This is a genomic window from Streptomyces sp. NPDC050988 (assembly GCF_044456225.1).
Taxonomy (GTDB): domain Bacteria; phylum Actinomycetota; class Actinomycetes; order Streptomycetales; family Streptomycetaceae; genus Streptomyces.
Genome location: NZ_JBITFQ010000012.1, coordinates 124,008 through 148,252, shown reverse-complemented (window position 1 = coordinate 148,252; position 24,245 = coordinate 124,008). Strand labels below are relative to the sequence as shown.

The 24,245-nt window shown below is 71.4% G+C and carries 23 protein-coding genes; 10 read left to right on the top strand and 13 right to left on the bottom strand.

Translation table 11 applies throughout. The features are described 5' to 3' along the window. Positions 1 to 21: 21 nt before the first annotated feature. Positions 22 to 576 carry a hypothetical protein gene (locus tag ACIBEI_RS25795; protein ID WP_398892700.1) on the bottom strand — a complete coding sequence of 185 codons (555 nt, stop codon included), beginning with the start codon at positions 574 to 576 and terminating at the stop codon, positions 22 to 24. A 358-nt stretch (positions 577 to 934) separates the two neighbouring features. After that, on the bottom strand, positions 935 to 1,126 hold the full coding sequence (locus ACIBEI_RS25790; protein ID WP_055618270.1) for a hypothetical protein: 192 nt from the start codon (positions 1,124 to 1,126) through the stop codon (positions 935 to 937). Between the two features lie 153 nt (positions 1,127 to 1,279). On the opposite strand from ACIBEI_RS25790, the gene upp reads away from it, so the two are divergent. Further along, positions 1,280 to 1,915, top strand: coding sequence for a uracil phosphoribosyltransferase (upp, locus tag ACIBEI_RS25785; protein ID WP_143643421.1), 636 nt, complete (start codon positions 1,280 to 1,282; stop codon positions 1,913 to 1,915). A 59-nt stretch (positions 1,916 to 1,974) separates the two neighbouring features. Here upp and ACIBEI_RS25780 read toward each other — a convergent pair whose 3' ends face one another. Further along, complete coding sequence (locus tag ACIBEI_RS25780; RefSeq protein WP_055618268.1) at positions 1,975 to 2,592, bottom strand: LytR C-terminal domain-containing protein; 618 nt, start codon at positions 2,590 to 2,592, stop codon at positions 1,975 to 1,977. A gap of 287 nt (positions 2,593 to 2,879) precedes the next feature. Continuing rightward, a complete protein-coding gene (locus ACIBEI_RS25775; protein ID WP_003999914.1) occupies positions 2,880 to 3,176 on the bottom strand; it encodes a type II toxin-antitoxin system VapB family antitoxin in 297 nt (98 codons plus the stop codon). A 173-nt stretch (positions 3,177 to 3,349) separates the two neighbouring features. Between ACIBEI_RS25775 and ACIBEI_RS25770 the strand changes: the two genes are divergently transcribed. Next, positions 3,350 to 4,966: a helicase HerA-like domain-containing protein gene (locus ACIBEI_RS25770; RefSeq protein ID WP_398892614.1), complete on the top strand. Its 1,617-nt coding sequence runs from the start codon at positions 3,350 to 3,352 to the stop codon at positions 4,964 to 4,966. A gap of 59 nt (positions 4,967 to 5,025) precedes the next feature. On the opposite strand, the gene ACIBEI_RS25765 is transcribed toward ACIBEI_RS25770, so the two are convergent. The 5 genes from ACIBEI_RS25765 to ACIBEI_RS25745 form a co-directional block, all read right to left on the bottom strand. Then, a complete protein-coding gene (locus tag ACIBEI_RS25765) occupies positions 5,026 to 5,187 on the bottom strand; it encodes a hypothetical protein (RefSeq protein ID WP_398892613.1) in 162 nt (53 codons plus the stop codon). Positions 5,188 to 5,239: 52 nt separating this feature from the next. Beyond that, positions 5,240 to 5,605 carry a hypothetical protein gene (locus ACIBEI_RS25760; RefSeq protein ID WP_398892612.1) on the bottom strand — a complete coding sequence of 122 codons (366 nt, stop codon included), beginning with the start codon at positions 5,603 to 5,605 and terminating at the stop codon, positions 5,240 to 5,242. Positions 5,606 to 5,876: 271 nt separating this feature from the next. Continuing rightward, positions 5,877 to 6,581 carry an HdeD family acid-resistance protein gene (locus ACIBEI_RS25755; RefSeq protein WP_398892611.1) on the bottom strand — a complete coding sequence of 235 codons (705 nt, stop codon included), beginning with the start codon at positions 6,579 to 6,581 and terminating at the stop codon, positions 5,877 to 5,879. A 124-nt stretch (positions 6,582 to 6,705) separates the two neighbouring features. Next, on the bottom strand, positions 6,706 to 7,299 hold the full coding sequence (locus ACIBEI_RS25750; RefSeq protein ID WP_398892610.1) for an HhH-GPD-type base excision DNA repair protein: 594 nt from the start codon (positions 7,297 to 7,299) through the stop codon (positions 6,706 to 6,708). Positions 7,300 to 7,374: 75 nt separating this feature from the next. After that, positions 7,375 to 8,103 (bottom strand): siderophore-interacting protein, encoded by a 729-nt coding sequence (locus ACIBEI_RS25745; protein WP_398892609.1) that lies wholly within the window; start codon positions 8,101 to 8,103, stop codon positions 7,375 to 7,377. Between the two features lie 78 nt (positions 8,104 to 8,181). Here ACIBEI_RS25745 and ACIBEI_RS25740 point away from each other — a divergent pair, with 78 nt between their 5' ends. The 4 genes from ACIBEI_RS25740 to ACIBEI_RS25725 all read left to right on the top strand — a co-directional run bounded on the left by ACIBEI_RS25740 (position 8,182) and on the right by ACIBEI_RS25725 (position 14,644). Further along, positions 8,182 to 10,980 (top strand): GNAT family N-acetyltransferase, encoded by a 2,799-nt coding sequence (locus ACIBEI_RS25740; RefSeq protein WP_398892608.1) that lies wholly within the window; start codon positions 8,182 to 8,184, stop codon positions 10,978 to 10,980. 112 nt (positions 10,981 to 11,092) lie between these two features. Next, complete coding sequence (locus ACIBEI_RS25735) at positions 11,093 to 11,572, top strand: cupin domain-containing protein (RefSeq protein WP_362071908.1); 480 nt, start codon at positions 11,093 to 11,095, stop codon at positions 11,570 to 11,572. Continuing rightward, positions 11,569 to 12,492, top strand: a complete 924-nt coding sequence (locus tag ACIBEI_RS25730) for an SDR family NAD(P)-dependent oxidoreductase (protein ID WP_398892607.1) — start codon at positions 11,569 to 11,571, stop codon at positions 12,490 to 12,492. The genes ACIBEI_RS25735 and ACIBEI_RS25730 overlap by 4 nt, the downstream gene beginning before the upstream one ends. A gap of 238 nt (positions 12,493 to 12,730) precedes the next feature. Then, positions 12,731 to 14,644, top strand: coding sequence for a copper resistance CopC/CopD family protein (locus ACIBEI_RS25725; RefSeq protein ID WP_398892606.1), 1,914 nt, complete (start codon positions 12,731 to 12,733; stop codon positions 14,642 to 14,644). Positions 14,645 to 14,857: 213 nt separating this feature from the next. Here ACIBEI_RS25725 and ACIBEI_RS25720 read toward each other — a convergent pair whose 3' ends face one another. Next, positions 14,858 to 16,309 carry a DUF2079 domain-containing protein gene (locus tag ACIBEI_RS25720; RefSeq protein WP_398892605.1) on the bottom strand — a complete coding sequence of 484 codons (1,452 nt, stop codon included), beginning with the start codon at positions 16,307 to 16,309 and terminating at the stop codon, positions 14,858 to 14,860. An 811-nt stretch (positions 16,310 to 17,120) separates the two neighbouring features. On the opposite strand from ACIBEI_RS25720, the gene ACIBEI_RS25715 reads away from it, so the two are divergent. The 4 genes from ACIBEI_RS25715 to ACIBEI_RS25700 all read left to right on the top strand — a co-directional run bounded on the left by ACIBEI_RS25715 (position 17,121) and on the right by ACIBEI_RS25700 (position 20,509). After that, a complete protein-coding gene (locus ACIBEI_RS25715) occupies positions 17,121 to 17,639 on the top strand; it encodes a toxin-antitoxin system HicB family antitoxin (RefSeq protein WP_398892604.1) in 519 nt (172 codons plus the stop codon). 124 nt (positions 17,640 to 17,763) lie between these two features. Continuing rightward, entirely contained in the window at positions 17,764 to 18,606 is an 843-nt protein-coding gene (locus ACIBEI_RS25710) for a DUF4097 family beta strand repeat-containing protein (RefSeq protein ID WP_398892603.1), read from the top strand. Positions 18,607 to 18,710: 104 nt separating this feature from the next. Next, positions 18,711 to 19,721 (top strand): ATP-binding cassette domain-containing protein, encoded by a 1,011-nt coding sequence (locus ACIBEI_RS25705; RefSeq protein WP_398892602.1) that lies wholly within the window; start codon positions 18,711 to 18,713, stop codon positions 19,719 to 19,721. Further along, positions 19,718 to 20,509, top strand: a complete 792-nt coding sequence (locus tag ACIBEI_RS25700) for an ABC transporter permease (RefSeq protein ID WP_398892601.1) — start codon at positions 19,718 to 19,720, stop codon at positions 20,507 to 20,509. The genes ACIBEI_RS25705 and ACIBEI_RS25700 overlap by 4 nt, the downstream gene beginning before the upstream one ends. Positions 20,510 to 20,637: 128 nt before the next feature. Here the strand turns inward: ACIBEI_RS25700 and ACIBEI_RS25695 are convergent, their stop codons facing one another. The 3 genes from ACIBEI_RS25695 to ACIBEI_RS25685 all read right to left on the bottom strand — a co-directional run bounded on the left by ACIBEI_RS25695 (position 20,638) and on the right by ACIBEI_RS25685 (position 23,833). Next, complete coding sequence (locus ACIBEI_RS25695; RefSeq protein ID WP_398892600.1) at positions 20,638 to 21,564, bottom strand: alpha/beta fold hydrolase; 927 nt, start codon at positions 21,562 to 21,564, stop codon at positions 20,638 to 20,640. Between the two features lie 229 nt (positions 21,565 to 21,793). Next, positions 21,794 to 22,414 carry a disulfide bond formation protein DsbA gene (locus tag ACIBEI_RS25690; protein ID WP_398892599.1) on the bottom strand — a complete coding sequence of 207 codons (621 nt, stop codon included), beginning with the start codon at positions 22,412 to 22,414 and terminating at the stop codon, positions 21,794 to 21,796. 144 nt (positions 22,415 to 22,558) lie between these two features. After that, positions 22,559 to 23,833, bottom strand: coding sequence for a M23 family metallopeptidase (locus ACIBEI_RS25685; protein ID WP_398892598.1), 1,275 nt, complete (start codon positions 23,831 to 23,833; stop codon positions 22,559 to 22,561). Positions 23,834 to 24,245: the final 412 nt, after the last annotated feature.

The following is a 24,245-nucleotide window of genomic DNA, read 5'->3' as shown; positions in this document are numbered from 1 at the left end:
CCTCCTGAGCGCTCGGGGGAGTCAGCGGACGGTCTCCAGGACCTCCGCCGCGCCGAGCACCTCGGCGATCTCACCGAGCGCGTCGGTGCTGTCCAGGGCCAGCAGCTCCTTCTCGTTCACGCCGAGGTCCGTGAGGACCTCGCGGTCTCCGATGGGTCCGGACGGCACGGTCTCGCCCTTGGCGGTGACGCCGACGTCGTCCTCATCGTCGTCGTCGGCCTCGTTCTCGGGTTCACCGTCCTCCGTACCGTCGAGGTCGAGGGAGTCCAGGTCGGCGACATCGTCGTCGCCGGGCTCCCTTCCGAGCAGTTCGTCCGTGAGCAGGATCTCGCCGTACGAACTGCGGGCAGCGGCCGCGCCGTCCGAGACGTAGATGCGAGGGTCCTCCTCGCCGTCCACGCGGACGACTCCGAACCACGCGTCCTCCTGCTCGATGAAGACGAGCACCGTGTCGTCGTCGACCGAGGCTTCGCGGGCCAGGTCGGTCAGATCCGACAGGGTCTCCACATCGTCGAGCTCTGTGTCGCTCGCTTCCCACCCGTCTTCGGTGCGCGCGAGCAGTGCGGCGAAGTACACCGTGACTCTCCCACTGGTCATAGGCGTGCCGGTTGGGGGTCCCCCCGGCGGAGGCTGTGGGCGGGGAGTTGTGCGCTCCGAGTCCCGCCCACTCGGAATCGTGGCAGAAACAGAGCGTTCAGGAGAGGTCTTCGGCCCGCTGTGTCCCGGTCGCGTCTCAGCGCCCGTTCGCGTGTCGCGTGCGTCACGCCGCCGTACGGCCTCACCTGGGCGCCCGGCGCCCACCGACAGCGGGATCGTACGCCGACACGACCTCCGCCCGTACGCGGCTTCCCGAAGATCGTCGGGCGGGTCGCGCGACGCCGGTCCCGAGGGCGGGCTGCCTGCCCGCGCCGCGGCGGGGTCCGCCCGGGCGCGGCTACCAGCGGAAGGTGCGCATGCGCATGGCGTGGCGCAGCCGGGCCGTCTTGGCCCGCCGGGGCTGCACCCGGTCGCGCAGCTCGCGCGCCTCCGTGAGCTCCCGCAGGAACTGGGCGCGGCGCCTGCGTCGCGCGGCCTCGCTCACCGGGTCCTCGCGATCCTCGCGGCTCCGCTGCTCCGGGTCGGACATGGGCAACACCCCCAGTCGGTCCTTCCCACTTTCCCTCCGACGGGCGGTTTGATGCCAGCTGGGGTTTAGAGGTGGTTCAAGGCGGGGCGAGGTATCGGACGAGTCGGTGGCGGGCTAGGGGCGGGCGGCGGGCGCCCGGATACCCTTGTGGGCATGCGTCTCCACGTCGTCGACCACCCTCTGGTCGCTCACAAGCTCACCACGCTGCGCGACCGTCGCACCGATTCCCCGACCTTCCGGCGGCTCGCCGACGAGCTGGTCACCCTGCTCGCCTACGAGGCCACCCGGGACGTGCGCACCGAGCAGGTCGACATCGTGACCCCGGTGTCCCCGACCACGGGCGTCAAGCTGTCCCACCCGCGCCCCCTCGTCGTACCGATTCTGCGGGCCGGCCTCGGCATGCTCGACGGCATGGTGCGCCTGCTGCCGACCGCCGAGGTGGGCTTCCTGGGCATGGTCCGCGACGAGGAGACGCTCCAGGCGTCCACGTACGCGACCCGCATGCCGGACGACCTCTCCGGCCGCCAGGTGTACGTCCTCGACCCGATGCTCGCCACCGGCGGCACGCTCGTCGCGGCGATCCAGGAGCTCATGAAGCGCGGCGCCGACGATGTGACGGCCGTGGTCCTCCTCGCCGCCCCCGAGGGCGTCGAGGTCATGGAGCGCGAGCTGGCCGGCACACCCGTCACGGTCGTGACCGCGTCCGTCGACGAGCGCCTGAACGAGCACGGCTACATCGTCCCCGGCCTGGGCGACGCGGGCGACCGGATGTACGGCGCGGCCGAGTAGCGCGCCAGGGTCGGGGGTCGGGCCCGGGCTTGTTCGGAGCACGGGCCCGTACGGGCCTGCTAGCAGCTCTTCTTCGTCGCCGAGGGCGTCGGTGCGGGCTTGGCCAACGTGGTCAGGGCCTTGTCGGCGTCCTCTTTCTTCGTCAGGGACTTGAAGGCCGTGCCGAGGATCAGGTCGACCTCCGCGGGCTTCGCGCGGGTGTCGGTCTTCAGCTCGGCCCCGGTGAGCTGCGTCGCGAGGACGGGGAGCGCGGCGTCGGAGGCGGCCTTGGCGCCGAGGACTATCCCGGCGCCCTTGACCTTCTTGTCGTACGTCTTCGTCGCGTTGCCGACGTCGCCGATCTTGAAGCCGCGTTTCTTCAGCTCGTCGGCGGTGTCCTTGGCGAGGCCACCGCGGGGGGTCGCGTTGAAGACGTTCACGGTGATCTGGGCGGGCTTGGGGAGGGCCTTGACCGGGCTTGCGGAGGGCGAGGGGGATGCCGTGCAGTCGGCGGCCGGTCCTGCCGCGGAAGCCTCGTCGCCGCCGCCTGTGAAGACGTCGATGAGCTGCAGCGTTCCCCAGCCGATCAGTCCGAGCGCGGCGACGGAGGCGACTACCGCGAGCGCGATTCTGCGGCGCCCTCGGTTTCTGCGCATCCGCGGGTACTTGTCCCCCGTGATCTTGTACTGGCCGCCCATGCCAGGGGGAGTCAGCATGCTCATGGGCGCAGCGTAGTGCGCCTTGGCGGCGATGCCTACTAGATGATCATTGACCGGGGGTCAGTCCAACCCGAAAGGGCCAATTCGCTCCGCGGGTCGCTCCGCGAGTCGCTCCGCGGGGGGCGCGTTTTTTGGCTGCGGGCCGGTGGGGGCTTGTCGCGCAGTTCCCCGCGCCCCTGGGGGGTGGGTGCACCCGTAGGACGGTCGGTGCGGGCCGTCCGTGGCTGGTCGCGCAGTTCCCCGCGCCCCTTGCGGGGCGCGGCCCGCTAGTCCAGTTCCAGGACTCGGGCGTGGAGGACCTGGCGTTGTTGGAGGGCGGCTCGGACGGCTCGGTGGAGGCCGTCTTCGAGGTAGAGGTCGCCCTGCCACTTCACGACGTGCGCGAAGAGGTCGCCGTAGAACGTGGAGTCCTCGGCGAGCAGGGTTTCCAGGTCGAGCTGGCCCTTGGTCGTCACCAGTTGGTCGAGGCGGACCGGGCGTGGCGCGACGTCCGCCCACTGCCGGGTGCTTTCCCGGCCGTGGTCGGGGTACGGCCGGCCGTTTCCGATGCGCTTGAAGATCACACGGAAAGCCTACCGGTCAAGAGCTTCCGGGCGCAGCCATGGTGGCGGAGTGCGACGCTGGAAATGACGCCGTAAATAGGGGCAAACCGGTAATTCTCCTAGATCACCCTTTCAAGATCGGTTCGGATGCGGGCCGAGGACAGTCTTGGGCAAACCGGGAACAGGGGTCTGAAATGACTGACAGTGAAGCGCCGCCGGCAAAGGCACCCGAAGGCGTGAGCGGTGCTCCCGCGCTTCCGCGGTCGGCCCTCGAAATCGCCTCCGGGTACGCCTTCACGGGCCCCGCGCTCGATCTGGGCGCCTTGTTGTGGGACGGGCGGTGCCTGCCGGACGTACAGATCCGGATCCCGCTGCCGATGCTCAACCGGCACGGGCTGGTCGCCGGGGCCACCGGTACGGGCAAGACGAAGACCCTGCAGCTCATCGCGGAGCAGTTGTCCGCGCAGGGCGTGCCGGTGTTCCTCGCCGATGTGAAGGGTGACGTCTCCGGGATCTCGGCGCCGGGGCAGGAGAACGACAAGGTGCGGACGCGGGCCGGGGAGGTCCGCCAGGAGTGGACGCCGGCCGGGTTCCCCTGCGAGTTCTACGCCCTCGGGGGCATGGGCCACGGCATCCCCGTACGCGCGACGATCACCAGCTTCGGGCCGGTCCTGCTGTCCAAGGTGCTTCAGCTGAACCAGACCCAGGAGCAGTCGCTCGGTCTGATCTTCCACTACGCCGACCAGAAGGGCCTGGAGCTGGTCGATCTGAAGGACCTGCGGGCGGTGGTGACCTTTCTGACCTCCGACGAGGGGAAGTCCGAGCTCAAGGGCATCGGCGGGCTCTCCACGGCCACGGCCGGGGTGATCCTGCGCTCCCTGACGGCGTTCGAGGCGCAGGGGATGAGCCCGTTCTTCGGGGAACCGGGGTTCGACACGAGCGACCTGTCGCGCGTGGCGGGGGACGGGCGGGGCACGGTCTCCGTTCTGGAGCTGCCCGCCGTGCAGGACAAGCCGCAGCTCTTCTCCACGTTCCTGATGTGGCTGCTCGCCGACCTCTTCCACGGTCTGCCGGAGATCGGTGACGTGGACAAGCCGAAGCTCGTCTTCTTCTTCGACGAGGCGCACCTGCTCTTCAACGACGCGTCGAAGGCCTTCCTGGACGCCATCACCCAGACCGTCCGGCTGATTCGCTCGAAAGGGGTCGGCGTCTTCTTCGTCACGCAGACGCCCAAGGACGTGCCCGGGGATGTCCTCGCCCAGCTCGGCAACCGGGTGCAGCACGCGCTGCGCGCCTTCACGCCCGACGACCAGAAGGCCCTCAAGGCGACCGTGAAGACCTTCCCCAACTCCCCGTACGACCTGGAGGAGGTCCTCACCGCGCTCGGGACCGGCGAGGCCGTGGTCACCGTCCTCAGTGAGAAGGGCGCGCCGACGCCGGTCGCGGTGACCCGGCTGCGGGCGCCGGAGTCCCTGATGGGGCCCGTCGATCCGGCCGTCCTCGACCGGGCGGTCGAGCAGTCGCCGCTGTACGGGCGTTACGCGGAGGCGGTCGACCGGGAGTCGGCGTACGAGAAGCTGACGGCGAGGGAGACGGAGGCCGCGTCCTCCACGGCGCCCGCGGCTCCCTCGGCCCCCGCGGAGTCGGCTTCGTCGCGGGGCCGTGGCCGGAAGGCCGACGACCAGGACTCCTCCGTCGTCGAGCAGGTCGTCGGCAGCGGCGTCTTCAAGTCCCTGGCCCGGAGCCTGGGTACGCAGATCGGCCACGAGATCACCCGGTCGGTCTTCGGAACGGCCCGGCGGAGGCGGTAGCCCGGCGCCGAATGCCCGGGGAGGCGGTACAGGTCCGCCTCCCCGGGCGGTGGGGCGTGTCAGTCGCGCTCGTGGTCCTTCGGCGGGGACTGCTGCTCCGGCGCGGGCTCCGGGGTGACCTGTGGGGTGTCACGCGTCGGCATCGGCATCGGCTTCGGGGCGTTGCGGAGGGATTCGGCGCGTACGAGGGCACGCAGGATCGCGTACGGGTCCTTCGACATGGGGGTCCTCTCGTGCTGCTGGGGGGAGGGGGAGCGGTCCGGAGCGGGACCGTCAGCAGCGGAGGACCATGCAGCGCTGGGCGCGCGGGGTGGGGGCGTACGGGGGCACGGGGTGGGTGTGTGGCCTCGGGCGTGGGTGTGCGGGGGCCGGTGGGCGTGGGGGGCGTTGGGGTACGAGGGGGCGGTGGCTCTGGCGGGCCGGTGGGCGCAGGGCCGTGTCCAGGAGGTCGTGGGGGTGTTCCAGACCGGACTCGGTGGAGACGGCGGCCGGTGGTGCGGTGCGGGTTCCTGTGTGGCCGCCGACGGCACTCACCGTGCACGTCGCGCACAGCAGGGCCGCGAGCGCCATGAGGAACCGTGGCCAGGTGGGCCGACGGTTCCGGCGCTCGCGCCGTGGGGTGAACCGGTGGGGGCTCATGAGTGGTCATGTCCCCGGGACGGGTGGGTGGTTCATCGGCCGCGTCCCGAGAACCCCCCTCTTGGCGTAGGCGTTCGCCTGCGGCGGGCTGCGTTTTCGTCTGCGGGTGAGTGGGGGCTGGTCGCGCAGTTCCCCGCGCCCCTTAAAGGCAAGGGCTACCGCCCCCTAAAGACAAAGGCGGGCGCAGCCCCGGCCTTTGTCTTTAGGGGCGCGGGGAACTGCGCGACCAGCCCCCACCGGGCCCGCACCCGAAAACACAGCCCAGCCAACCTCAGAGCACCCGCGGAGCGAACCGCGCCCGCCTGCGCAGCTGTACCGCCGTGATGATCTCCGTGATGCCGAGGGCCAGGAGCCAGCAGCCGCCGACCACCGTGAGGACGGCGACCGACTCGAAGGGGGAGACGATCAGGACGACACCCGCGAGGAAGCTGAGGACGCCGAGGAGGATCTGCCAGCCGCGGGCGGGGGCGGACGGGTCGGACATGGCGGCCAGGGTCTGTGTCACGCCCCGGAAGAGCCAGCCGATGCCGATCCACAGCGCGAGCAGCAGGATCGACTGCATCGCCCCGCGGAAGCAGAACAGGCCGAGCAGGATCGACAGGGCTCCGCTGATGAAGGCCATGACCCGCAGGGAGGTCGCCGCGTGCGTACCGAAGGCGGAGACCAGTTGGAGTACGCCGCTGAAGAGCAGGTAGAGCCCGAAGAGCACCCCCGCCGCGAACAGCGTCGCCTCGGGCCACACGAGGATCATGACGCCGAGCACCAGTGTCGCGATCCCGGCGGCCAGTACGGCCTGCCAGGCGGTGCGCGTGAGGCGGAAGAGCGGATTCTCGGGTCCGCCGGGACCACCGAGTACTCCGGGGCCACCGCCCCCTCCGGGCCCGCCGGGACTCTCCGGCCGGTGCGGGCCGCGGGCCGCGTGGACCCGCCGGTCGTCGTCCGACCCCCAGGGCGCTCCGCTCGGTACCTCGGCCATGCTCCATGCTCGGACCGGCGTCCGGCCCCCCGCCACCCGGGACGGCCGACCGACTGATCCCTCCCCCGCAGTCCCCTCGCAGCCCCCTCCCACACGCCGCGGGTCTCCTACGCGCCGCAGGCCCTCACTTGCCGGAGGCCTTCGCGGCCTTCGCCGCCGCCTTCATCTCCTGCTTGTGCGCCCGTACCTTCACCAGCGATTCCGGTCCCGTGATGTCGGCGACCGAGCGGAAGGACTTGTCCTCCCCGTACGCACCGGCCGCCTCGCGCCAGCCCTTCGGGCGTACGCCGAGCTGCTTGCCCAGCAGCGCGAGGAAGATCTGCGCCTTCTGGGCGCCGAAGCCGGGCAGATCCTTGAGGCGCCGCAGCAGCTCGTCGCCGGTCTTCACGCCCTCCCAGACCTTCGCCGCGTCCCCTTCGTAGTGCTCCACGAGGTACTGGCACAGCTGCTGGATCCGCTTGGCCATCGAGCCCGGGTAGCGGTGCACGGCCGGCTTCTCGGACAGCAGCGCCCCGAAGGCCTCGGGGTCGTGCGCCGCGATCTCGTGCGCGTCGAGATCGTCCGTGCCGAGGCGCTGCGCGATCGTGTACGGGCCCGCGAAGGCCCACTCCATCGGCACCTGCTGGTCGAGGAGCATGCCGACGAGCGCGGCGAGCGGGCTGCGGCCGAGGAGTTCGTCGGCCTCGGGCTGCTGGGCTAGGTGAAGCGTGGCGTCCATGCTCCGATCATCGCAAGTGAGCGCTCGGGCCGCGCGTCATCGCGGGGAGGTGCCAAGTGGGTGCCCCGTGGCCGCTCAGGCCGCGCGCCAGTACCCCAGCGCGTTCACCCGCTGCTTCGGCAGCGCCAGCTCCTTGCGGAAGTAGGCGGCCAGCGCCCGCGTCGTCGCCGTGTCGCAAGCGATCCAGACATACGGGTCGGCCGCGTCCTTCAGAAGGTCCGGCACGGCCGCCTTCACCTGGGCCACCAGGTGCGCGCCCTTGTCGAGCCGGGGGACCGTACGGACGTCGTGGCGGTCCGGGTCCGCCTGGAGGGGCAGGCCGTCCAGGCCTTCCGCCGACTCGAACCAGATCGTCGTGGGCGCCGAACCCACCGCCCCGAGAAGGGAGTTGAGTGCGGGGAGGGAGGCCGTGTCCCCGATGGCCAGGACGTGGGAGGGCGCAGGGTCCGGGTCCGTGAACCCCGTGCCCTGGACGGTCGCCTCGATCGTGTCCCCCGGCTTCGCGGCCCGCGCCCAGTCGCTCGCGCACCCCTCGTGCAGCGCGAACTCCAGGCTGAAGGTCCCCGCGTCCGGATCCGGATCCACGAGTGTGTACGCCCGCTGGTGGGGCTTGCCCGCGTTGTCGAACCACAGCCGCACCCACATCGTCGGGTGCACCCCGGTCGCCGCGAGCATGCCGCCGTCGGTGAGGCGCACCCGGCGGTAGTGCTCGGTGACGTCCTCCGCACCCGTGACCGTGAACACGAAGTCCTTGCCCCGGAACAGTTTGAGGACCGCGCCCTCCCAGCCGTGACCCTGCCCCATGACGTCTTCACCCTTCGCGTACGATTCCGGCGCACCTTACTTAGGTGAGCCTAACCTAATCCACACGGGAGACACAGGGTGACTGTCGAGATCTACCGCGATGCCTGGGGTGTCCCACATCTGCGCGCGGGCGACGCGCGTGAACTCGCCCACGCCCAGGGACTGGTCACCGCCCACGACCGCGCCTGGCAACTGGAGGTCGAACGGCACCGGGCGCGCGGCACCTCGGCCGCGTTCCTCGGCGCCGACGCCCTCGGCTGGGACCGGTTCGCGAGACAGGCCCGGCTCGACGACACGGCGAGACGCTGCTTCACCGCCCTGGAGAGACGGGACCCCGAGACGGCCGCGTGGGTCCGGGCGTACGTCGACGGGGTCAACCAGGGCCTGCCCGAAGGCGCCCGCCGCGCCCCCGAGTTCACGGCCGTCGGTCTCGCCCCCGGCCGCTGGGAACCCTGGACCCCGCTCGGCGTCTGGCTCGCCACGCACATCCTCTTCGCCGGGTTCCCGGCCAAGCTCTGGCGCGAGGAGGTCGTACGCCATCTCGGTCCGGACGCGGTCGGCCTCTTCGCCACCGACGGACCCGGCACCTCCGGCAGCAACGGCTGGCTCGTCACCGGCGAGCGCACCGCCACCGGCGGGCCGGTCGTCGCGGGCGATCCCCACCGCTACATCGAGGCCCCCGGCGTCTACCAGCAGCTCCGCCTGTCCTGCCCGGAGTTCGACGTCATCGGCCTCGCCGTACCGGGCGTCCCGGGCATCGCCCACTTCGGCCACACGGGCACGGTCGCCTGGTCGATCACCAACGCGATGGCCGACTACCAGGACCTTTACCGGGAGCGGCTCCGGCGGACCGGAGACGGCAACGGAGATGGCGGCGGAGATGGCGGCGGAAACGGCGACCGGGTGGAGGCCCTCGGCCCGGACGGGCTGTGGCACCCCGCCTCCCGGCACACCGAGATCATCGAGGTGGCCGACGGCGACCCCGTCGAGGTGGAGGTGATCGAGACCGACCGCGGCCCGGTCGTCGTCAACGGCGACACCGACCCGTACGGCGACGCCGACGGCGACACGGACGGTGGCAGCGGCCGGGACCGTGACGGCGGCGCCTCGACCGCGCCCCTCAGCCTCCGCCACCCGCCCCGCGTCACCGAAGACCTCGGCTTCTCCGCCCTCCTCCCCCTTCTCCGCGCCCGCCGGGTCGCCGACGTGGACCGCGCGTTCGACGACTGGGCCGAACCCGTCAACGTCGTCCAGGCCGCCGACACCGAGGGCGGCGTACTGCACCGGGTCGCGGGCAGGGTCCCGGTCCGGAGCGAGGACAACCGCACGCGGATCGTCAACGCCTGGGAGCCGGGGCACGAGTGGCGCGGCTGGTACGCCCCCATGCCGCGCGGCACGGTCGACGACGGCATCGCGGTCATGGCGAACCAGCGCGGCCCGGCGACTCCGCTCGGCGTCGAGTTCGCCCCGCCCCACCGGGCCACCCGGCTGCGCGCACTCCTCGGCACCCGTCGGGACTGGACCGCCGCCGACATGGCCGCCCTCCACATGGACACCCATCTCGCCTCCGCGGCCCCGCTGTTGGACCGCCTCGCCGCCCTGGACGACCTCACCCCCGAGGCCGCCTCCCTGCGCGACCGGCTCCTCCACTGGGACCGCCACATGGCAGCCGACAGCACGGAGGCGGCCACCTATGCGGCAGTCCGGAGCGCGGTCGTACGCCGCCTCGCGGCCCACCCCGCCCTGGCCCGCCTCGCCGAACCCCCGCTCCACCCCGAGGTCTTCCGCCCCTGGCTCGCACTCGTCCCCCGGGTCGCCTTCGCCCTCGAAAGCCTGCTCAGGGCCGAGGAGTTGTACGGGATCGACCGTGCCGAGGTCGTCAGGGCCGCCGTCGAGGAGGTGGCCGGAGACCCGCCGAAGGGCACGTGGGGCGACACCCACCGCCTCGCTCCCTGGCGGGCGCTGCCGGACCCCTCGTACGGCGAGTACGGCGAGTACGACGAACGGGAGCCCGGGCTCTCCGGCGACCACGACTGCGTGCTGTGCACCTCGGCCGTACCGGGGCTCACCGACCGGGCCGCTCGCGGTCCCGCCGCCCGCTATGTGTGGGACGTCGCGCGACGCGAGAACAGCCTCTGGGTGGTGCCCTTCGGTGCCTCGGGCGTTCCGGACTCACCGCACCACCGCGATCAACTCCCCTTGTGGGTCAGGGGAGATCTCGTCCCCGTCGTGACCGACTGGACCAAGCTCATGGAGGACAGGACGATGACGTCCGAGCCGTACGCCGCGAGCCGTGAGGCCGTCCACGAGCAGGTCGTCGACGGTCTCGGCACGGTCCGTGTCCTGCGCGTGGACCCGGACGCCGACCTGGACGTGCTCCATGCCTGGGTGACGGCCGAACGCGCCCGGTTCTGGGGCATGGGCGGCTTCGGCAGGGAGCAGGTGCTGGAGACGTACCGGCATCTCGACTCCCTCGACACCCACCACGCCTTCCTCGCCGTCCTGGACGGCAGGCCGGCCGCGCTCTTCCAGACGTACGAGCCGGAGGCCGACCGGGTCAGCGAGTGCTATGAGGTGGAGCCCGGCGACATCGGCGTCCACCTGCTGATCGCGCCCGCGGGCGAGGGGGACGAGCGGCCGGGGTACAGCTCGGCGCTGCTGACCGCGTTCACCGTGTATGTGCTGCGCGTCCTCGACCGGCGCCGGGTCGTGGTCGAGCCCGACATCCGCAACGAGAAGGCGATCACCCGTCTGACCCGCCAGGGATTCGTGCTCGGACCGCCGGTCGTGCTCCCGGAGATAGACCTGCCGGAGGTGCACCTGTCGGCGAAGAAGGCCCAACTGGCGTTCCTGACAAGGGAAGCCGCGGGACTTTAGGGACTTGGGGGCCGACGGCTGCCTCGGGGCGGCGCTCGGTGTTCCGCGCGTCGCGGTCCGGGTGGCGCATCGACAACTCCCTTTGGGGCATGGTCGGTAGGTGGTCCATGACATCACTCCCGAAGCCCTGGTCGCCCACTACAAACTGGAGCCCATCCCCAAGGAGGGCGGTCTCTTCGCCCGCACCTGGGCGGGTCCCGAACGGCCCGACGGCCGCCCCGAGGGGTCCGCGATAGTGGTCCTCCTGACCGCGGAACCCGACGACTTCTCCGCGCTCCACCGGCTCCCCGCCGACGAGACCTGGCACTTCTACCTGGGGGATCCCCTGGAGATGCTCCTCCTGTCCCCCGACGGCACGTCCCGTACGGTCCTGCTCGGCCCCGACGTCCTTGGCGGCCAGCACCTCCAGTACACCGTGCCCGCACGCACCTGGATGGGCGCGCGGGTCGCGACCGCCACCGGCTGGTCGTTCTTCGGGTGCACGATGGCGCCCGGTTTCACCTACGAGGGGTACGAGCACGGGGACGCGGCGGAACTCACCGCCCGCTACCCGGACCGGGCCGCGCGGATCGCCGCGCTGAGCCGCCCGTGAGCGGCCCGGACGACGGACATCGGGACGGACATCGGGACGGACGCCGCGACGGACACCTCCGCGGACTTCTCGACGGGCAGGTCGCCCTCGTCACCGGGGCGTCGGGCGGCATCGGGCGCGGCATCGCCCTGCGGTTCGCTGCGGCGGGGGCGGCCGTGGCCGTCCACTTCCGTACGAACGCGGAGGCCGCCGGTGAAGTCGTCGACCTCATTGTCGGCTCGGGCGGACACGCGGTAGCCCTGCGGGCCGATCTGACCGTCGAGGACGAGTGCCACCGCCTGGTCCGCGAGGCGGCCGACCGATGCGGCGGCCGGCTGTCGGCCCTGGTCAACAACGCGGGCGTACAGCCGGTCCAGGAGCTGCCCGGGATGACGGCGGGGGACTGGCGGTCGGTGGTCGACGCCAACCTGTCGAGCGTGTTCGTGTGTACGCAGGCGGCGGTGGAGGTCATGCGCGACGGGAGGCGGCAGGGCGATCCGAGTGACCTGAGTGACCCGGGCGGCCTGAGTGACACGGGCAGCCTGAGTGACACGGGCGACCGGCGGGGCTCGGCCGCCGGGCCTGTGGGCAGCATCACGCACATCGCGTCCATCGAGGCCACACACCCCGCTCCCCTGCACGCCCACTACTCCGCGTCCAAGGCGGCCGTCGTCGCGCACGCGCGCTCGGCGGCCCTGGAGTACGGTCCCTACGGGATCCGCGTGAACACGGTCTCCCCCGGGCTGATCGACCGCGCGGGGCTCGCGCAGGCGTGGCCCGACGGCGTACGGCGCTGGCAACAGGCGGTGCCCACCGGGAGGCTGGGGCGTCCCGAGGACGTGGGCGACGCCTGTGTGTTCCTCGCCTCGCCGATGGCCTCCTGGATCACCGGGCACGACCTGGTCGTGGACGGCGGGGTGTCGGCGCGGCCGACCTGGTGAACGCGGGTTCCGGGGCGGCGTCGAGGCGGTCGCGCTCGGCCGGTGCGGGCGAGGGCCGGGTTGAACAAGGTGTCGCGTACATCCGTACTCTCACCTAGGCCGCGGCCGAGGACAACGGCAGCCGGCCGCAGCCACAGACGCACTCGTACATGGACGTGCGGTGCGAGCAGGACGAGCAGCAGGGAGAGGCGACGTGGGCCGAGGGCGCCGCATACACCGAGTGCTACGGGTACTACGGGTGTCGGCGCCACGCCGGGCACTGGCCCTGGTCGTCCTGCTCGGCACGCTGTTCCTGCTGGGCGGCGCGGGCTCGGCGTCCGCCCACTCGGCCGTGCGCGAGACGACCCCCGGCGAGGGAACCGTCCTCAAGTCCGCGCCGAAGCAGGTCACCATGACCTTCACGGAGTCGGTCGGCATCACCGACGACTCGCTGCGCGTCCTCAGCCCCGAGAACCGCCGGGTGAACGCGGGCGACACCGAACACGCGTCCGGCCGGTCCGACAGCGTCCGGGTGCCGCTCGACGACGGCCTGGCCGACGGCACGTACACCGTGGCCTGGCGGGTGGTCTCGGCGGACAGCCACCCCATCTCCGGCGCCTTCACCTTCTCCATCGGCAAACCGTCCGAGACCACGGCGTCCGTCTCCGCCGAGCCGGCCGTGAACCCCGCCTCGGGCGCGCTCTACGACATCGCCCGCTACGCCGCGTACGCCGCCGTGGCCCTGCTCATCGGCGCGGCCACCTTCGTTCTGGTCTGCCGCCCACGCTCCGCCGAGCCGGTGCGCGGACTCGTCCGGGCCGGCTGGTGGGTCCTCGTCGCCACGACGGCCGCGCTCCTGCTGTTCCGCGGCCCGTACGAGCGCGGCACCGGCCCCGCCACCCTCCTCGACCCCGAACTCATCGAGAACACCCTGACCAGCAGGCCGGGCTGGGCCCTGCTGGCCCGGCTCGCGCTGCTCGCGGGGGCCGCGGTCTTCCTCGTACGGCTCGGTCGGGGCGCGGCAGTGGAGACGGAGGCGGAGGCGGAGGGTCCGGAGAAGGAACAGGTGCGGCCGAAGCCGGCCGTTCTCGCGGCCGGCGGGATTCTCGCCGTCGGTCTGGCGGGCACCTGGGCGGCCGCCGAGCACGCGTCCGCCGGGATCCAGGTCCCCCTGGCGATGACCTCCTCCGTACTGCACCTGCTCGCGATGGCGGTCTGGCTGGGTGGCCTCGCGGCGCTCCTCACCACGCTCCACCGCTCGGAGGCGCTGCTCTCGGCGGCCTCCGTGGCCCGTTTCTCGCGCCTCGCGTTCGCCTCGGTCGCCGTCCTCGTGCTGACCGGCGTCTACCAGTCCTGGCGGGGGCTCGGCTCCTGGGACGCGGTGTTCGACACGTTGTACGGCCGGATCCTGGTCGTCAAGGTGTGCGCGGTGGTCCTGCTGCTGGCGGCGGCGGGTTTCTCGCGCCGCTGGACGGGCCGCCTGACGGACGCGGAGGAGCCCTTGCGGGTCCCGGTGCTGGAGACGGTGGGGGCACGTGCGGGTGCGGGCGGGGGCGCGGACTCCGGCCCCGGGGCCGGCAGTTCGGGCGGGGACAGCGGAGAGTCCACGTCGGCCGCCGCGGGCGACGGGTCCGACGAGGAGCCCGAGAGCGGGTCCGGGCCGACCTCCGCACCCGGCGTCCGCCGTGGTGCCCTGCGCCGGTCGGTCCTGGCCGAGGTCGTCGTGGGTGTGGTCGTCCTGGTCATCACGACGGTTCTCACCGGTACGCAGCCGGGGCGCGCCGAGATCGAGACGGCGGCGGCCGAGAAGACCGCGGCGGCCGGTCAGCGGACCGCGTCCACGACCCTGATCCCCTTCGACGTCGGTACCCCCGGCGGCCACGGCAAGGTCCAGATCATCCTGGAACCGGGCCGCGTCGGGGAGAACACGGTCGAGGCGGTCGTCATCGGCCCCGACGGAGGCATCGCCACGGTCCCCGAGATCCGCCTCTCCTTCACCCTCGCGTCCCAGAAGATCGGCCCCATCGACGCCGGCCTCACCAATAAGGGCGGCTACTGGGGCACGTCGTCCCTCAACCTCCCGATCCCGGGCACCTGGACGATGAAGGTCACCATCCGCACGTCGGACATCGACCAGGTGTCGGAGACCCGCCGCGTGAAGATCCTCCGCTGACGTCCGGCGGACGACGCGAGTCCGTGTGCCGGGGCTGGGTGTTGGGCGCGGCCCGCGGGCCCGGGGCCCGGGGGGCCCGGGGGGGGGGGGCGGGGGGGGGGGGGGGGGGGGGGGGGGGGGGGGGGGGTGTGGGGGGGCGGGGGGCGTCGCCTGCTCCCCCGGCGCGCGGGGGCCCCCCCCCCCGGGGCCGCGGGTGCGGGGTGCTGGGCGCGGTCAGGAGTCGAGCTTGAGGACGACGTACCCCTCGACCGTGCCGACGAGCGAGTAATCGGCGCGGGGGTGCAGCTGCCGCGCGCGTGCCTCGATGTCGCGGATCCGGTCGCGGCGGTTCTGCAGGGCGATGTAGTCGGGGGTGATCCCGCCGGTGTCGCCCACCCACAGGACACGGCAGCGTGAGGTGAGGCGGCTGCTGGGGCGGATGTCCGCCTCGACGGTCGCGCCGTCCGGGATCCGGTCCAGGAGGCGCTCGACCGCGATGACGCGCGCGGGCTTGCGGTAGGCGGCGGGCTCGGTCAGCACGGCCATCGGGAGCGTGGTCGTGAGCGACAGCGCGGCCGCGGCGACGGCCGTCGGCAGATGCTGCGCGTACGTACGCAGCCAGGGACACGGGCTGTACCGGGCACCGGCGAGCGCGTCGACAAGGGCGAGCGCGACGACGGGCATCAGGACGGCGCTGTAGTGCCAGTCGGTGCCCCAGTAGTGGTCGTCGGAGGAGAGGAACCGCCACCCGAGCGTGGGCAGCGCGACGACGGACAGCGTGGAGCGCAGTGCCAGCAGCCCGGTGGTCGGCACCAACAGCCAGGCGAGGGTGCGGAGTTTGTCACCCGTACCGTCGAGGAGGGTCGAGCCGCCGTCGACCTTGGTCCAGTAGTCGTAGCCGCCGGTCGTGTTGAAGGCCGGGATGACGACGACGAGTACGACCAGGGTGGCGGCGATGCCCAGGGCGGCCACGGCGAGGGCGTACAGGATCGTGCGCCGGGAGTCGCGCCGGGAGTCGCGTCGGCATCGCAGGGCGACGACGAGGGCGATGGCCGCCACCGTCACCCCGAGGTCCTCCTTGACCAGCACGAGCGGCAGCGCCCACAGCAACGCCGCGCGCCACCGCCGGGCCAGGATCGCCTCCAGGCTGAACGCGATCAGGGGCACGGCGAAGCAGATCTCGTGGAAGTCGAAGTCGACGGCACGCTGGATGCCCCAGGACAGGCCGTACGCGATGCCGAGCGCGAGCCCGCGTGCACGCCCCAGCAGCCGGGCGGCCGCACGGGTCACCGGTACGGCGGACAGCGCGAACAGCGCGGCCTGCGCGACGAGCAGGGTGACGGGGGAGGGGAAGACCCGGTAGACGGGGGCGAGGAGAGCGGTGACCGGGCTGAAGTGGTCGCCCAGGACATTGGCCCCGGGCCCCTTCAGATCGACGACGGGCGCCTGGAGGTGCGCGTACGCGCGGACGGCCTGCTCGAAGATGCCGAGGTCCCAGGAACGGGTGGCCAGATGCCGGTAGCGGGCGAGGGAGAGAGCCGCGTAGGCGGCGAAGAGGGCGAGGGAGAGGAGGTACGGGTCGAGCCGGCCGGGTGGGCCGGTTCGGCGGGGGCGCCGGTTGCGCGGGGGGAGCGCGACCGGCCCGGGTATCGCGGACCCGGGTGAGGCTTGTATCGGTTCCGGCACTTGTACCGGTGTGCGTGCCGGTATCTGTACCGGTATTCGTGTGGGTGTGGGTGTGGGTGTGGGTGTGGGTGCCGGTTCCGGTGCGGATGTCGGTGACGTCTGCGCGGCCCTGGCGTCCTGCGGCGGGCCGGGAAGAGCCTTGGTCACGAGCGGTCCTTACGAGCCGTCGGCGCACCGGGCAACCGGGAGGTCATCGGTCGGGTGTCGATGTCGGCGCCGCGCTTCCGAGGGACAGGAGCTTCCGGGGGACGGGAGCTTCCGAGGGACGGGAACGGAGACCAGAGCATGACACGGACCCCGATCCCCACGCGATGGCGGCCCGTGTTTCCGCAGCTCAGGGCTGTGGAGGTGACGGCATCCGAACTCCTTCCAGGCAAGGCCGACCGCCCTGTGGGCAGCGCGCACGCGGGCCCGCGGAAGGTCACTCGGAGGCCCTACCGGCCGTCACCCAGGCCCGGCGCAATCGCTGCCATGACGATCAAGGCACGGCCTCACCGGAGGCGGACGGGCGGGGCAAGGTGGTGCGGCGCACGCCGGTGGGCTGGGCCGCCCCCCCTGCGATCTCGCATGGCACCTAGGGGGGCACGGGGCGGGGCGGCACCGGGCGGCACCGCACGGCACCGGGTGGTGCCATCTGGTGCCGCGCGGCGCCATTCTCCGTCCCTCAGGGCTCGTGGGCGCACCTGGTGCCACAACTGTTCAGTCGGGTGCCAGCATGTTTCTGCAGGTCAGAGCGTTCTCTTCGACTGAGGGTCGTGAAATGCCACCTCGTGGCTTGCGTGTGGCGCCATTGTGGTGCCATCGTGGCGTCATGGACCTCACCCCGTATGTCGACAGCCTCCGCCGCGAACTCGCGGTGGCCGCCGAAGCCGGCGGCGACGAAGCACGCGAGCTGGCGGAGAGGTTGACGGCTCCCCTGGAGTCGGCGACCCGGCTGATCATGCTCAACGTGCTCTCCGCCGCGACGGACGAGATCACCCGTGAACTCGCCCCTGGCTCGGTCGACGTACGGCTGCGCGGGCTCGACCCCGACTTCGTCGTGACACCGCCGCCCACCGACGGTGGTGCCCCGGCGGAGCCGGTCGAGCCCGTCGAACCGCTCAGGGCCCCGGCCCCGGCCGACGGCGACGAGAGCGGCACCGCCCGCGTCAACCTCCGTATGCCGGCCCACCTCAAGGCCCGCGCCGAGGAGGCCGCGACCCGCGAGGGCCTGTCGGTCAACGCGTGGCTGGTGCGTGCGGTGTCGGCCGCGGTCGACGGCGGCACCCGGCCGCGGACGACGGAGAGGACCCAGACGATCGGCCAGAGCATCACGGGCTGGGTGCGCTGAACGCGCCTGCGCCCCTGCCCCTTCACCCACATCACTTCACCCACATCACTTCACGCACGTCACTTCATCCACACCACGTCCCACCAGCGGGGACGGCCCAAGGACTCAAGAGGACGGGACAGCCATGCCTTCTTTCGAAACGCCCGAACCGATCTCGGCCACCGCCTACGTCTACGCCGGTTCCATCCGGTTCACCACGGGCGACCGCCACGAAACCGTCGTCGACGTTCGGCCCCGCGACCCGAAGAAGGACCTGGACGTACGGACGGCCGACCAGACCGAGGTCTCCTACGCCAGCGGCACCCTGACCGTCACCACGCCCAAGGCCAACCTGCTCGGGCGCGGCGGCACCGTCGACGTGTCCGTGGAACTGCCCACGGGCTCGAACGTCGACATGACCGGCGCCGGGACCCAGATGATCGGCGAGGGCCGGCTCGGCGAGGTCCGGGTGAAGATCTCGGCGGGTGACGTCCGCCTCGACACCACGGGACCGCTGCAGCTGAAGGTCTCGCACGGCTCCAGCACCGTCGACCGGGTCGAAGGCATGGCCGAGATCACCACGAGCACCGGCAACGTGCGCGTCGGCGTCGTCGACGGCCCCGCCGTCCTGAAGAACTCGCACGGCAGCACGACCGTCGGCGCCGTGACCGGTGAGCTGCGGATGAGCGGTGCCAACGGCGCCATCGACATCGCGCGCGCCGAGGCGTCGGTCGTCGGCACCACGACCAACGGCTCCCTTCGCGTCGCCGAAGTCGCCCGCGGAAACGTCCAGTTGGAGACCTCCAACGGCGCCATCGAGGTCGGTATCCGCGAGGGCACAGCCGCCTGGCTCGACGTCAGCTCCAACCGCGGGCACGTGCGCAACACGCTCGCCGCGTCCGAGGCCCCGGAGCAGACCGAGGAGACCGTCAAGGTCCGCGCACGGTCCAACTGGGGAAACATCGACGTCCTCCGCGCCAAGGCCTGAGCGCCCTCGCCTCGTACGGAGCCCGCCCCGCACCAGCCCTCACCGCACCTCATCCCACCTCTTCCGATCCCCCACCCCCTTCAGCCTTCTAACGGGAGGGCTCCATGCCTTCGTCTGTCATGCCCACGTCCAATCAAAGTGACGGTCACCTGTCGCCTGCTGCCGTCTCCACCGTCGGTCTGCGCAAGTCGTTCGGCGACAAGACCGTCCTCGACGGGATCGATCTGCGCATCCCGGCCGGGTCCGTGTTCGCCCTGCTCGGCCCGAACGGCGCCGGCAAGACCACCGCCGTGAAGATCCTCTCCACCCTCATCTCCGCCGACGGCGGACAGGCTCAGGTCGCGGGCCACGACGTCACCACGTCACCGGACGGGGTGCGGGCCGCGATCGGTGTCACGGGTCAGTTCTCCGCCGTGGACGGCCTGATCACCGGCGAGGAGAACATGCTCCTCATGGCGGACCTGCACCATCTCTCGCGCGGCGAGGGGAGGCGGGTGACTGCCGAACTCCTGGAACGCTTCGACCTCGTGGAAGCGGCGAAGAAGCCCGCCTCCACCTACTCCGGCGGCATGAAACGCCGCCTGGACATCGCCATGACCCTGGTCGGCAACCCCCGCATCATCTTCCTCGACGAACCCACCACCGGCCTCGACCCCCGCTCCCGCCACAACATGTGGCAGATCATCCGCGAACTCGTCACCGGCGGCGTCACCGTCTTCCTCACCACCCAGTACCTCGAAGAGGCCGACGAACTCGCCGACCGCATCGCGGTCCTGAACGACGGCAGGATCGCTGCCGAGGGCACCGCCGAGGAGCTCAAGCGCCTGATCCCCGGCGGACACGTACGACTGCGCTTCGACGACCCGGCCGCGTACGAGACGGCCGCCCTCGCCCTGCGCGAGGCCACCCGGGACGACGAGGCACTCTCCCTCCAGATCCCCAGCGACGGAAGCCAGCGCGAACTGCGCTCCATCCTCGACTGGCTGGACGCGGCCGGCATCGACGCCGACGAACTCACCGTCCACACCCCCGACCTCGACGACGTCTTCTTCGCCCTCACCGACAGCACCAAAGTGCCCCCCCAGCCCAACCAGCCCAAGGAGACCGCCCGATGAGTACCCTCGCCCTCGCCGTGCGCGACTCGTCCACGATGCTGCGTCGCAACCTCCTGCACGTGCGGCGCTACCCGTCCCTCACCCTGAACCTGCTGCTCACGCCGGTCGTACTGCTCCTGCTCTTCGTCTACATCTTCGGCGACGTGATGAGCGCGGGCATCGGTGGCGGCGGCGCGGACCGCTCCGACTACATCGCGTATCTCGTGCCGGGCCTGCTGCTGATGACCATCGGCGGAACCACGATCGGCACCGCGGTGTCCGTCTCCATGGATATGACCGAGGGCATCATCGCCCGCTTCCGCACGATGGCGATCCACCGCCCTTCGGTGCTCATCGGACACGTCGTCGGCAGCGTCCTGCAGTGCGTGATGAGCGTGGTCCTCGTCGGGGCCGTCGCCGTGGCCATCGGCTTCCGGTCCACGGACGCGACAGTCCTGGAGTGGCTGGCGGCGTTCGGGCTGCTCGTGCTCTTTGCCCTGGCGCTCACCTGGATCGCGGTCGGCATGGGCCTGGTCAGCCCGAACCCCGAGGCGGCCAGCAACAACGCGATGCCGCTGATCTTCCTGCCCTTCATCTCCAGCGCCTTCGTCCCGGTCGACGCGATGCCGGGCTGGTTCCAGCCGGTCGCCGAGTACCAGCCGTTCACGCCGGCCATCGAGACCCTGCGCGGGCTGCTGCTCGGCACCGAGATCGGCCACAACGGATGGCTCGCCCTCGCCTGGTCCCTGGCGCTGACCGCACTGGGCTACTTCTGGTCGAAGGCGTCGTTCAACCGCGACCCGAAGTAACCGCCGCCGAAGGGCCCCACCGCAAATGGTGGGGCCTTTCGACATGGTGTCCGGCGAGGCACAGGCGGAGGACACGAGCTCGGGAGAAAGGGGGAACTGGCAGTGTCCGGGCCGGAGTTCCTCGGTGACTACGAGTGGGCCGCGGCCTGCGTGGTGACTCGCTGGATGGCCTTGACGGCGATGTCGGGGCGGTCGACGTGTATGTAGTGCCCGCTTCCGGCGGCGACGCCGATCCTGCTGCGCCCGGAGAGCGCACGCCACTGCTCCTGTCCCTCGGCCCACATCGCTTCCAGGGCGGGCCCGTAGTCGGGGACGTCGGCGTACTGGGACTCGTGCCTGATGATCTGCACCGGGATGTTCCCCGCGGAGCGGACCTTCTCGTCGGCGATGACGAACTTCTCCGGGTTCTGGCCTTCGTTCACCGCGATGGTCTGGTCACGCAGTTCGGCCGCCATGCCGGTGGCCGACTCGGGGATCGCCTTCGAGATGCCCGCCGTCAGGGCCGGGATCGTGGCATCCATCAGGACCAGGCCCTTGACCCTGTCCCGGTGGTCGGGGGCGTACCGGGCGGCGATCAGTCCACCCAGCGAGTGGCCGGCCAGCACGACCTGACGGTCACCGGCGATCCGGTCGAGAACGCCCGTAAGGATCCTGGAGCTGTCGTTGATGGTCTGGATGCCGTTCGGCTGGTCGCTCTCGCCCTCGCCGAGCCGGTCGTAGGAGCAGACCCGGGCCTTCTTGCTCAAGGTCTTCTGCAGGCCGGCCATCGTGTCCAGCCCGTCGCCCCCTCCGGCCATCAGGACGACCACCGGCTTACGGTCCACCGAGCGGCCGGAGCACGAGACGTTGACCGAGTAACCGCCGACACGGATCTTCTTCGTCCCCGAGAACGAGTCCCCGTGCCCGTCCCCGTCCCCGTGCCCGTGCCGCGCGGTCGTGGTGGCCGCCGACTGTGCCTGTGCCTGGGCCGCCTGGGCAGTGGCCTCCCCGAAACCGACGATGCCCGCACCGGCCACGGCACAGAACGTCGCGGCCATGGCGGTTGTCTTGAGCATGCGGTTCACGGAGGACCTCCAAGAAGACAAAGGGGAAGACAAGGGGAAGGCAAGGAGAAGACAACGGGCTGGGAACGGGCCGGTCGGCCGGAGTCCGTCGGCGACAACTCAGACGCTACGGATCAGGCGGCCCAGGATCGTCACCCCGCAGGGGTCATTCACGCGTAGCTCTCCAGGGGGACAACGGTTACGCCCCGGTCATCCGGATGTGCCGTATCAGTCGCCCATGTCAGTCGCCCATGTCGTACCGAGGCTCTTCGGTACGGGTCCGCTTGACCTCGTAGAAGCCCGGAACAGCGGCCAGCAGCAGAAAGCCGTCCCACAACCGCCCGGCCGTTTCCCCGGTGGGTGCGGGGGAGACGACGGGACCGAAGAAGCCGACCCGTTCGCCACCGGGCCCGGCGACCGACAGAACCGGCGTGCCGATGTCGTCGCCGGCCAGAGCGACGGCCTGCGCGTGCGAGGACCGGATGGCCTCGTCGTACGCGGTGGATTCGGCGACCTCGGCGATCCCCTCAGGCAGCCCGGCATCCGCCAAGGCCGCCGGAAGGTTCCCCCACTCACCCCGGAGATGAAATCGGGTACCCATCGCGGTGAAGAGATCACCGAGCGCCTGCTGACCGAACCGCTCCTCCACGGCGGCACACACACGCACCGGCGCCCACATGTAGTCGCCCCACTCGCCCTCGGGGTTGTCGTCCCGGTGCTCGTTGAGCACCGACAGACTCATCACCCGCCAGCGGACGGCCACTGGCCGCACCTTGGCGACCTCCACCATCCACCGTGAGGTGATCCACGTGTACGGGCAGACAGGGTCGAACCAGAAGTCCACAGTCCGCTGTTCGCTCATCCGCTCGCTCCTGAGACAGAAAACGACGAAGGACACAACGTCGAAGGGCCCCACCTCGCGGTGGGGCCCTTCGACGTTAGTGCCCGGTGAGGCACTGGCGGAGGATACGGGTGGTGCCCGGCCGCCGGCCCGATCGGCGCCCGGTCAGAACTTCAGCACCTCGCGGTCGAGCGGATAGCGCGCACGGTGACGGCCGTCGTACGGCGAGGGCGTGATCGGTAGGACGCCGGTCGGCTGCAGGCCCAGGTTGTCGTCCCAGATCCGGGGTTCGACCTGTCCGACGACGCGGAACTGCCGGAAGGTGAACGGCGGGCTGTCGGTCGGGAAGAACTCGGCTGTGGTCATCACCTGGAAGTGCAGGTGTGGTGTGGTCGAGTTGCCGCTGTTGCCGATCAGCCCGAGGACCTGGCCGGATTCGACGCGGTCACCCTTCCGGACTTTGAGCGAGCCGGGTTTCAGGTGGGCGTAGAGCAGATAGCGGCCCGGCGCGACTTCCACGGTGACGTGGTTGCCGACGGTGTCCTCGATCGGCGGGGTGGGCGGTGTGACGGGCGGCGTCTGGTCCGGGAGTCCGTCCTGGATCTCCACCACTGTGCCGCCGAGCGAGGCCACGACCGGCTGACGGTAGCTCAGGTAACTGGTGAGCCGTGCGGGATCGCCTTCCCACGTCTGCCCCTGCTCGCCGACCCGGTACCAGTCGATCGCGAAGCGCTGCGGCACGTAGAAGCGGCCGTTGATCGGGGCGAGGCCGCGCCGGTGGTGGGTGTTGCCGCAGCACGACTCACTGGAGTACCAGGTGCCGGGACGGACCGGCGGGCCCAAGTTCAAGGGCGGCCTGTCGGCGGTCCGCGTGGCCTGCACCGTCTCCTCGAAAGCGGAGGGGCCGGAGGGGGCCAGGACCGCACCCGAGAGATGGTGTTCGAGGACCTTGGGCGCCCGCTGACCGCGGTCGAGGGTCAGGTCGAGCCAGATGATCCACTTCTGGGAGCCCTGGATGACGGTCGGCGTCGGCGGCGGGGGCGGCGGCGTGTCCCCGTCCGCACCCGGCAGGGGGTCGCCCACGGGATTGGCGGCCTCGGCCAGCGCCCGACCGCGCAGCGAGCCGATGACCCGGTGCGTGCGGGCGTCTCGGACGTTGACACGGTCGAGCCGCAACGGCGTGCTGCTGGGCAGTGAGCTCGTGGCGAGCAGTTCGTACGAGAGGTGCGTCCTGCCGTCCGTGGCGACGAACGGCGTCGGTTCGGTGATGACCGCCGCCGTCAGCGGCGTGAACTGTGCGCCGGGCGCCGGAGGGGTCGCACCGGTTCCGTAACCGGTTCCCGCCGAGACCACCAGCATGCCGGCGGCGAGCACGGCAGCGGCGAGCCCGCGAAGTAGCGGGCTGCGGCCAGTGCGGTTGCGAGGGTCGCGCTCTGCCATTGCGCTCTTTCATTCGTCGGATCCGGGGCCGTGAAGGACGCCGGCACGCCCCGCACCGAGGCGCAGGCCCATGTAATCCGGCGACGCGCCACTCCGGGCGAACGGCGCCGAAGGCAGGTGCCGAACTGCACCCGTCCAGCCGCATCGACCACGGGGCCCTTGTCCTCGCTCACGGCAGCTTCGGGGCGCTGCACGTCTGCGCGTATGGACAACGAGGTCTGAGAAACGAGGTCTGAGAAACGAGGTCTGAGAAACGAGGCCCGAGAAACGTCGAAGGGCCCCACCGCGAACGGTGGGGCCCTTCGACATCGTGCCCGGTGAGGCACCGGCGGAGGATACGAGATTCGAACCCGTGAGGGCTCGCCCCCAACACGCTTTCCAAATGTTCGTCCGGCTGTTCACGGGTAGTCAG

Bases quoted from the DNA above. Each gene is read 5' to 3' on its own strand.
- ACIBEI_RS25790 (WP_055618270.1), bottom strand. From the start codon at position 1,126: ATGTCCGACCCGGAGCAGCGGAGCCGCGAGGATCGCGAGGACCCGGTG.
- upp (WP_143643421.1), top strand. From the start codon at position 1,280: ATGCGTCTCCACGTCGTCGACCACCCTCTGGTCGCTCACAAGCTCACC.
- ACIBEI_RS25780 (WP_055618268.1), bottom strand. From the start codon at position 2,592: ATGGGCGGCCAGTACAAGATCACGGGGGACAAGTACCCGCGGATGCGC.
- ACIBEI_RS25770 (WP_398892614.1), top strand. From the start codon at position 3,350: ATGACTGACAGTGAAGCGCCGCCGGCAAAGGCACCCGAAGGCGTGAGC.
- ACIBEI_RS25765 (WP_398892613.1), bottom strand. From the start codon at position 5,187: ATGTCGAAGGACCCGTACGCGATCCTGCGTGCCCTCGTACGCGCCGAA.
- ACIBEI_RS25760 (WP_398892612.1), bottom strand. From the start codon at position 5,605: ATGAGCCCCCACCGGTTCACCCCACGGCGCGAGCGCCGGAACCGTCGG.
- ACIBEI_RS25755 (WP_398892611.1), bottom strand. From the start codon at position 6,581: ATGGCCGAGGTACCGAGCGGAGCGCCCTGGGGGTCGGACGACGACCGG.
- ACIBEI_RS25750 (WP_398892610.1), bottom strand. From the start codon at position 7,299: ATGGACGCCACGCTTCACCTAGCCCAGCAGCCCGAGGCCGACGAACTC.
- ACIBEI_RS25745 (WP_398892609.1), bottom strand. From the start codon at position 8,103: ATGGGGCAGGGTCACGGCTGGGAGGGCGCGGTCCTCAAACTGTTCCGG.
- ACIBEI_RS25715 (WP_398892604.1), top strand. From the start codon at position 17,121: ATGGACCTCACCCCGTATGTCGACAGCCTCCGCCGCGAACTCGCGGTG.
- ACIBEI_RS25710 (WP_398892603.1), top strand. From the start codon at position 17,764: ATGCCTTCTTTCGAAACGCCCGAACCGATCTCGGCCACCGCCTACGTC.
- ACIBEI_RS25705 (WP_398892602.1), top strand. From the start codon at position 18,711: ATGCCTTCGTCTGTCATGCCCACGTCCAATCAAAGTGACGGTCACCTG.
- ACIBEI_RS25700 (WP_398892601.1), top strand. From the start codon at position 19,718: ATGAGTACCCTCGCCCTCGCCGTGCGCGACTCGTCCACGATGCTGCGT.
- ACIBEI_RS25695 (WP_398892600.1), bottom strand. From the start codon at position 21,564: ATGCTCAAGACAACCGCCATGGCCGCGACGTTCTGTGCCGTGGCCGGT.
- ACIBEI_RS25690 (WP_398892599.1), bottom strand. From the start codon at position 22,414: ATGAGCGAACAGCGGACTGTGGACTTCTGGTTCGACCCTGTCTGCCCG.
- ACIBEI_RS25685 (WP_398892598.1), bottom strand. From the start codon at position 23,833: ATGGCAGAGCGCGACCCTCGCAACCGCACTGGCCGCAGCCCGCTACTT.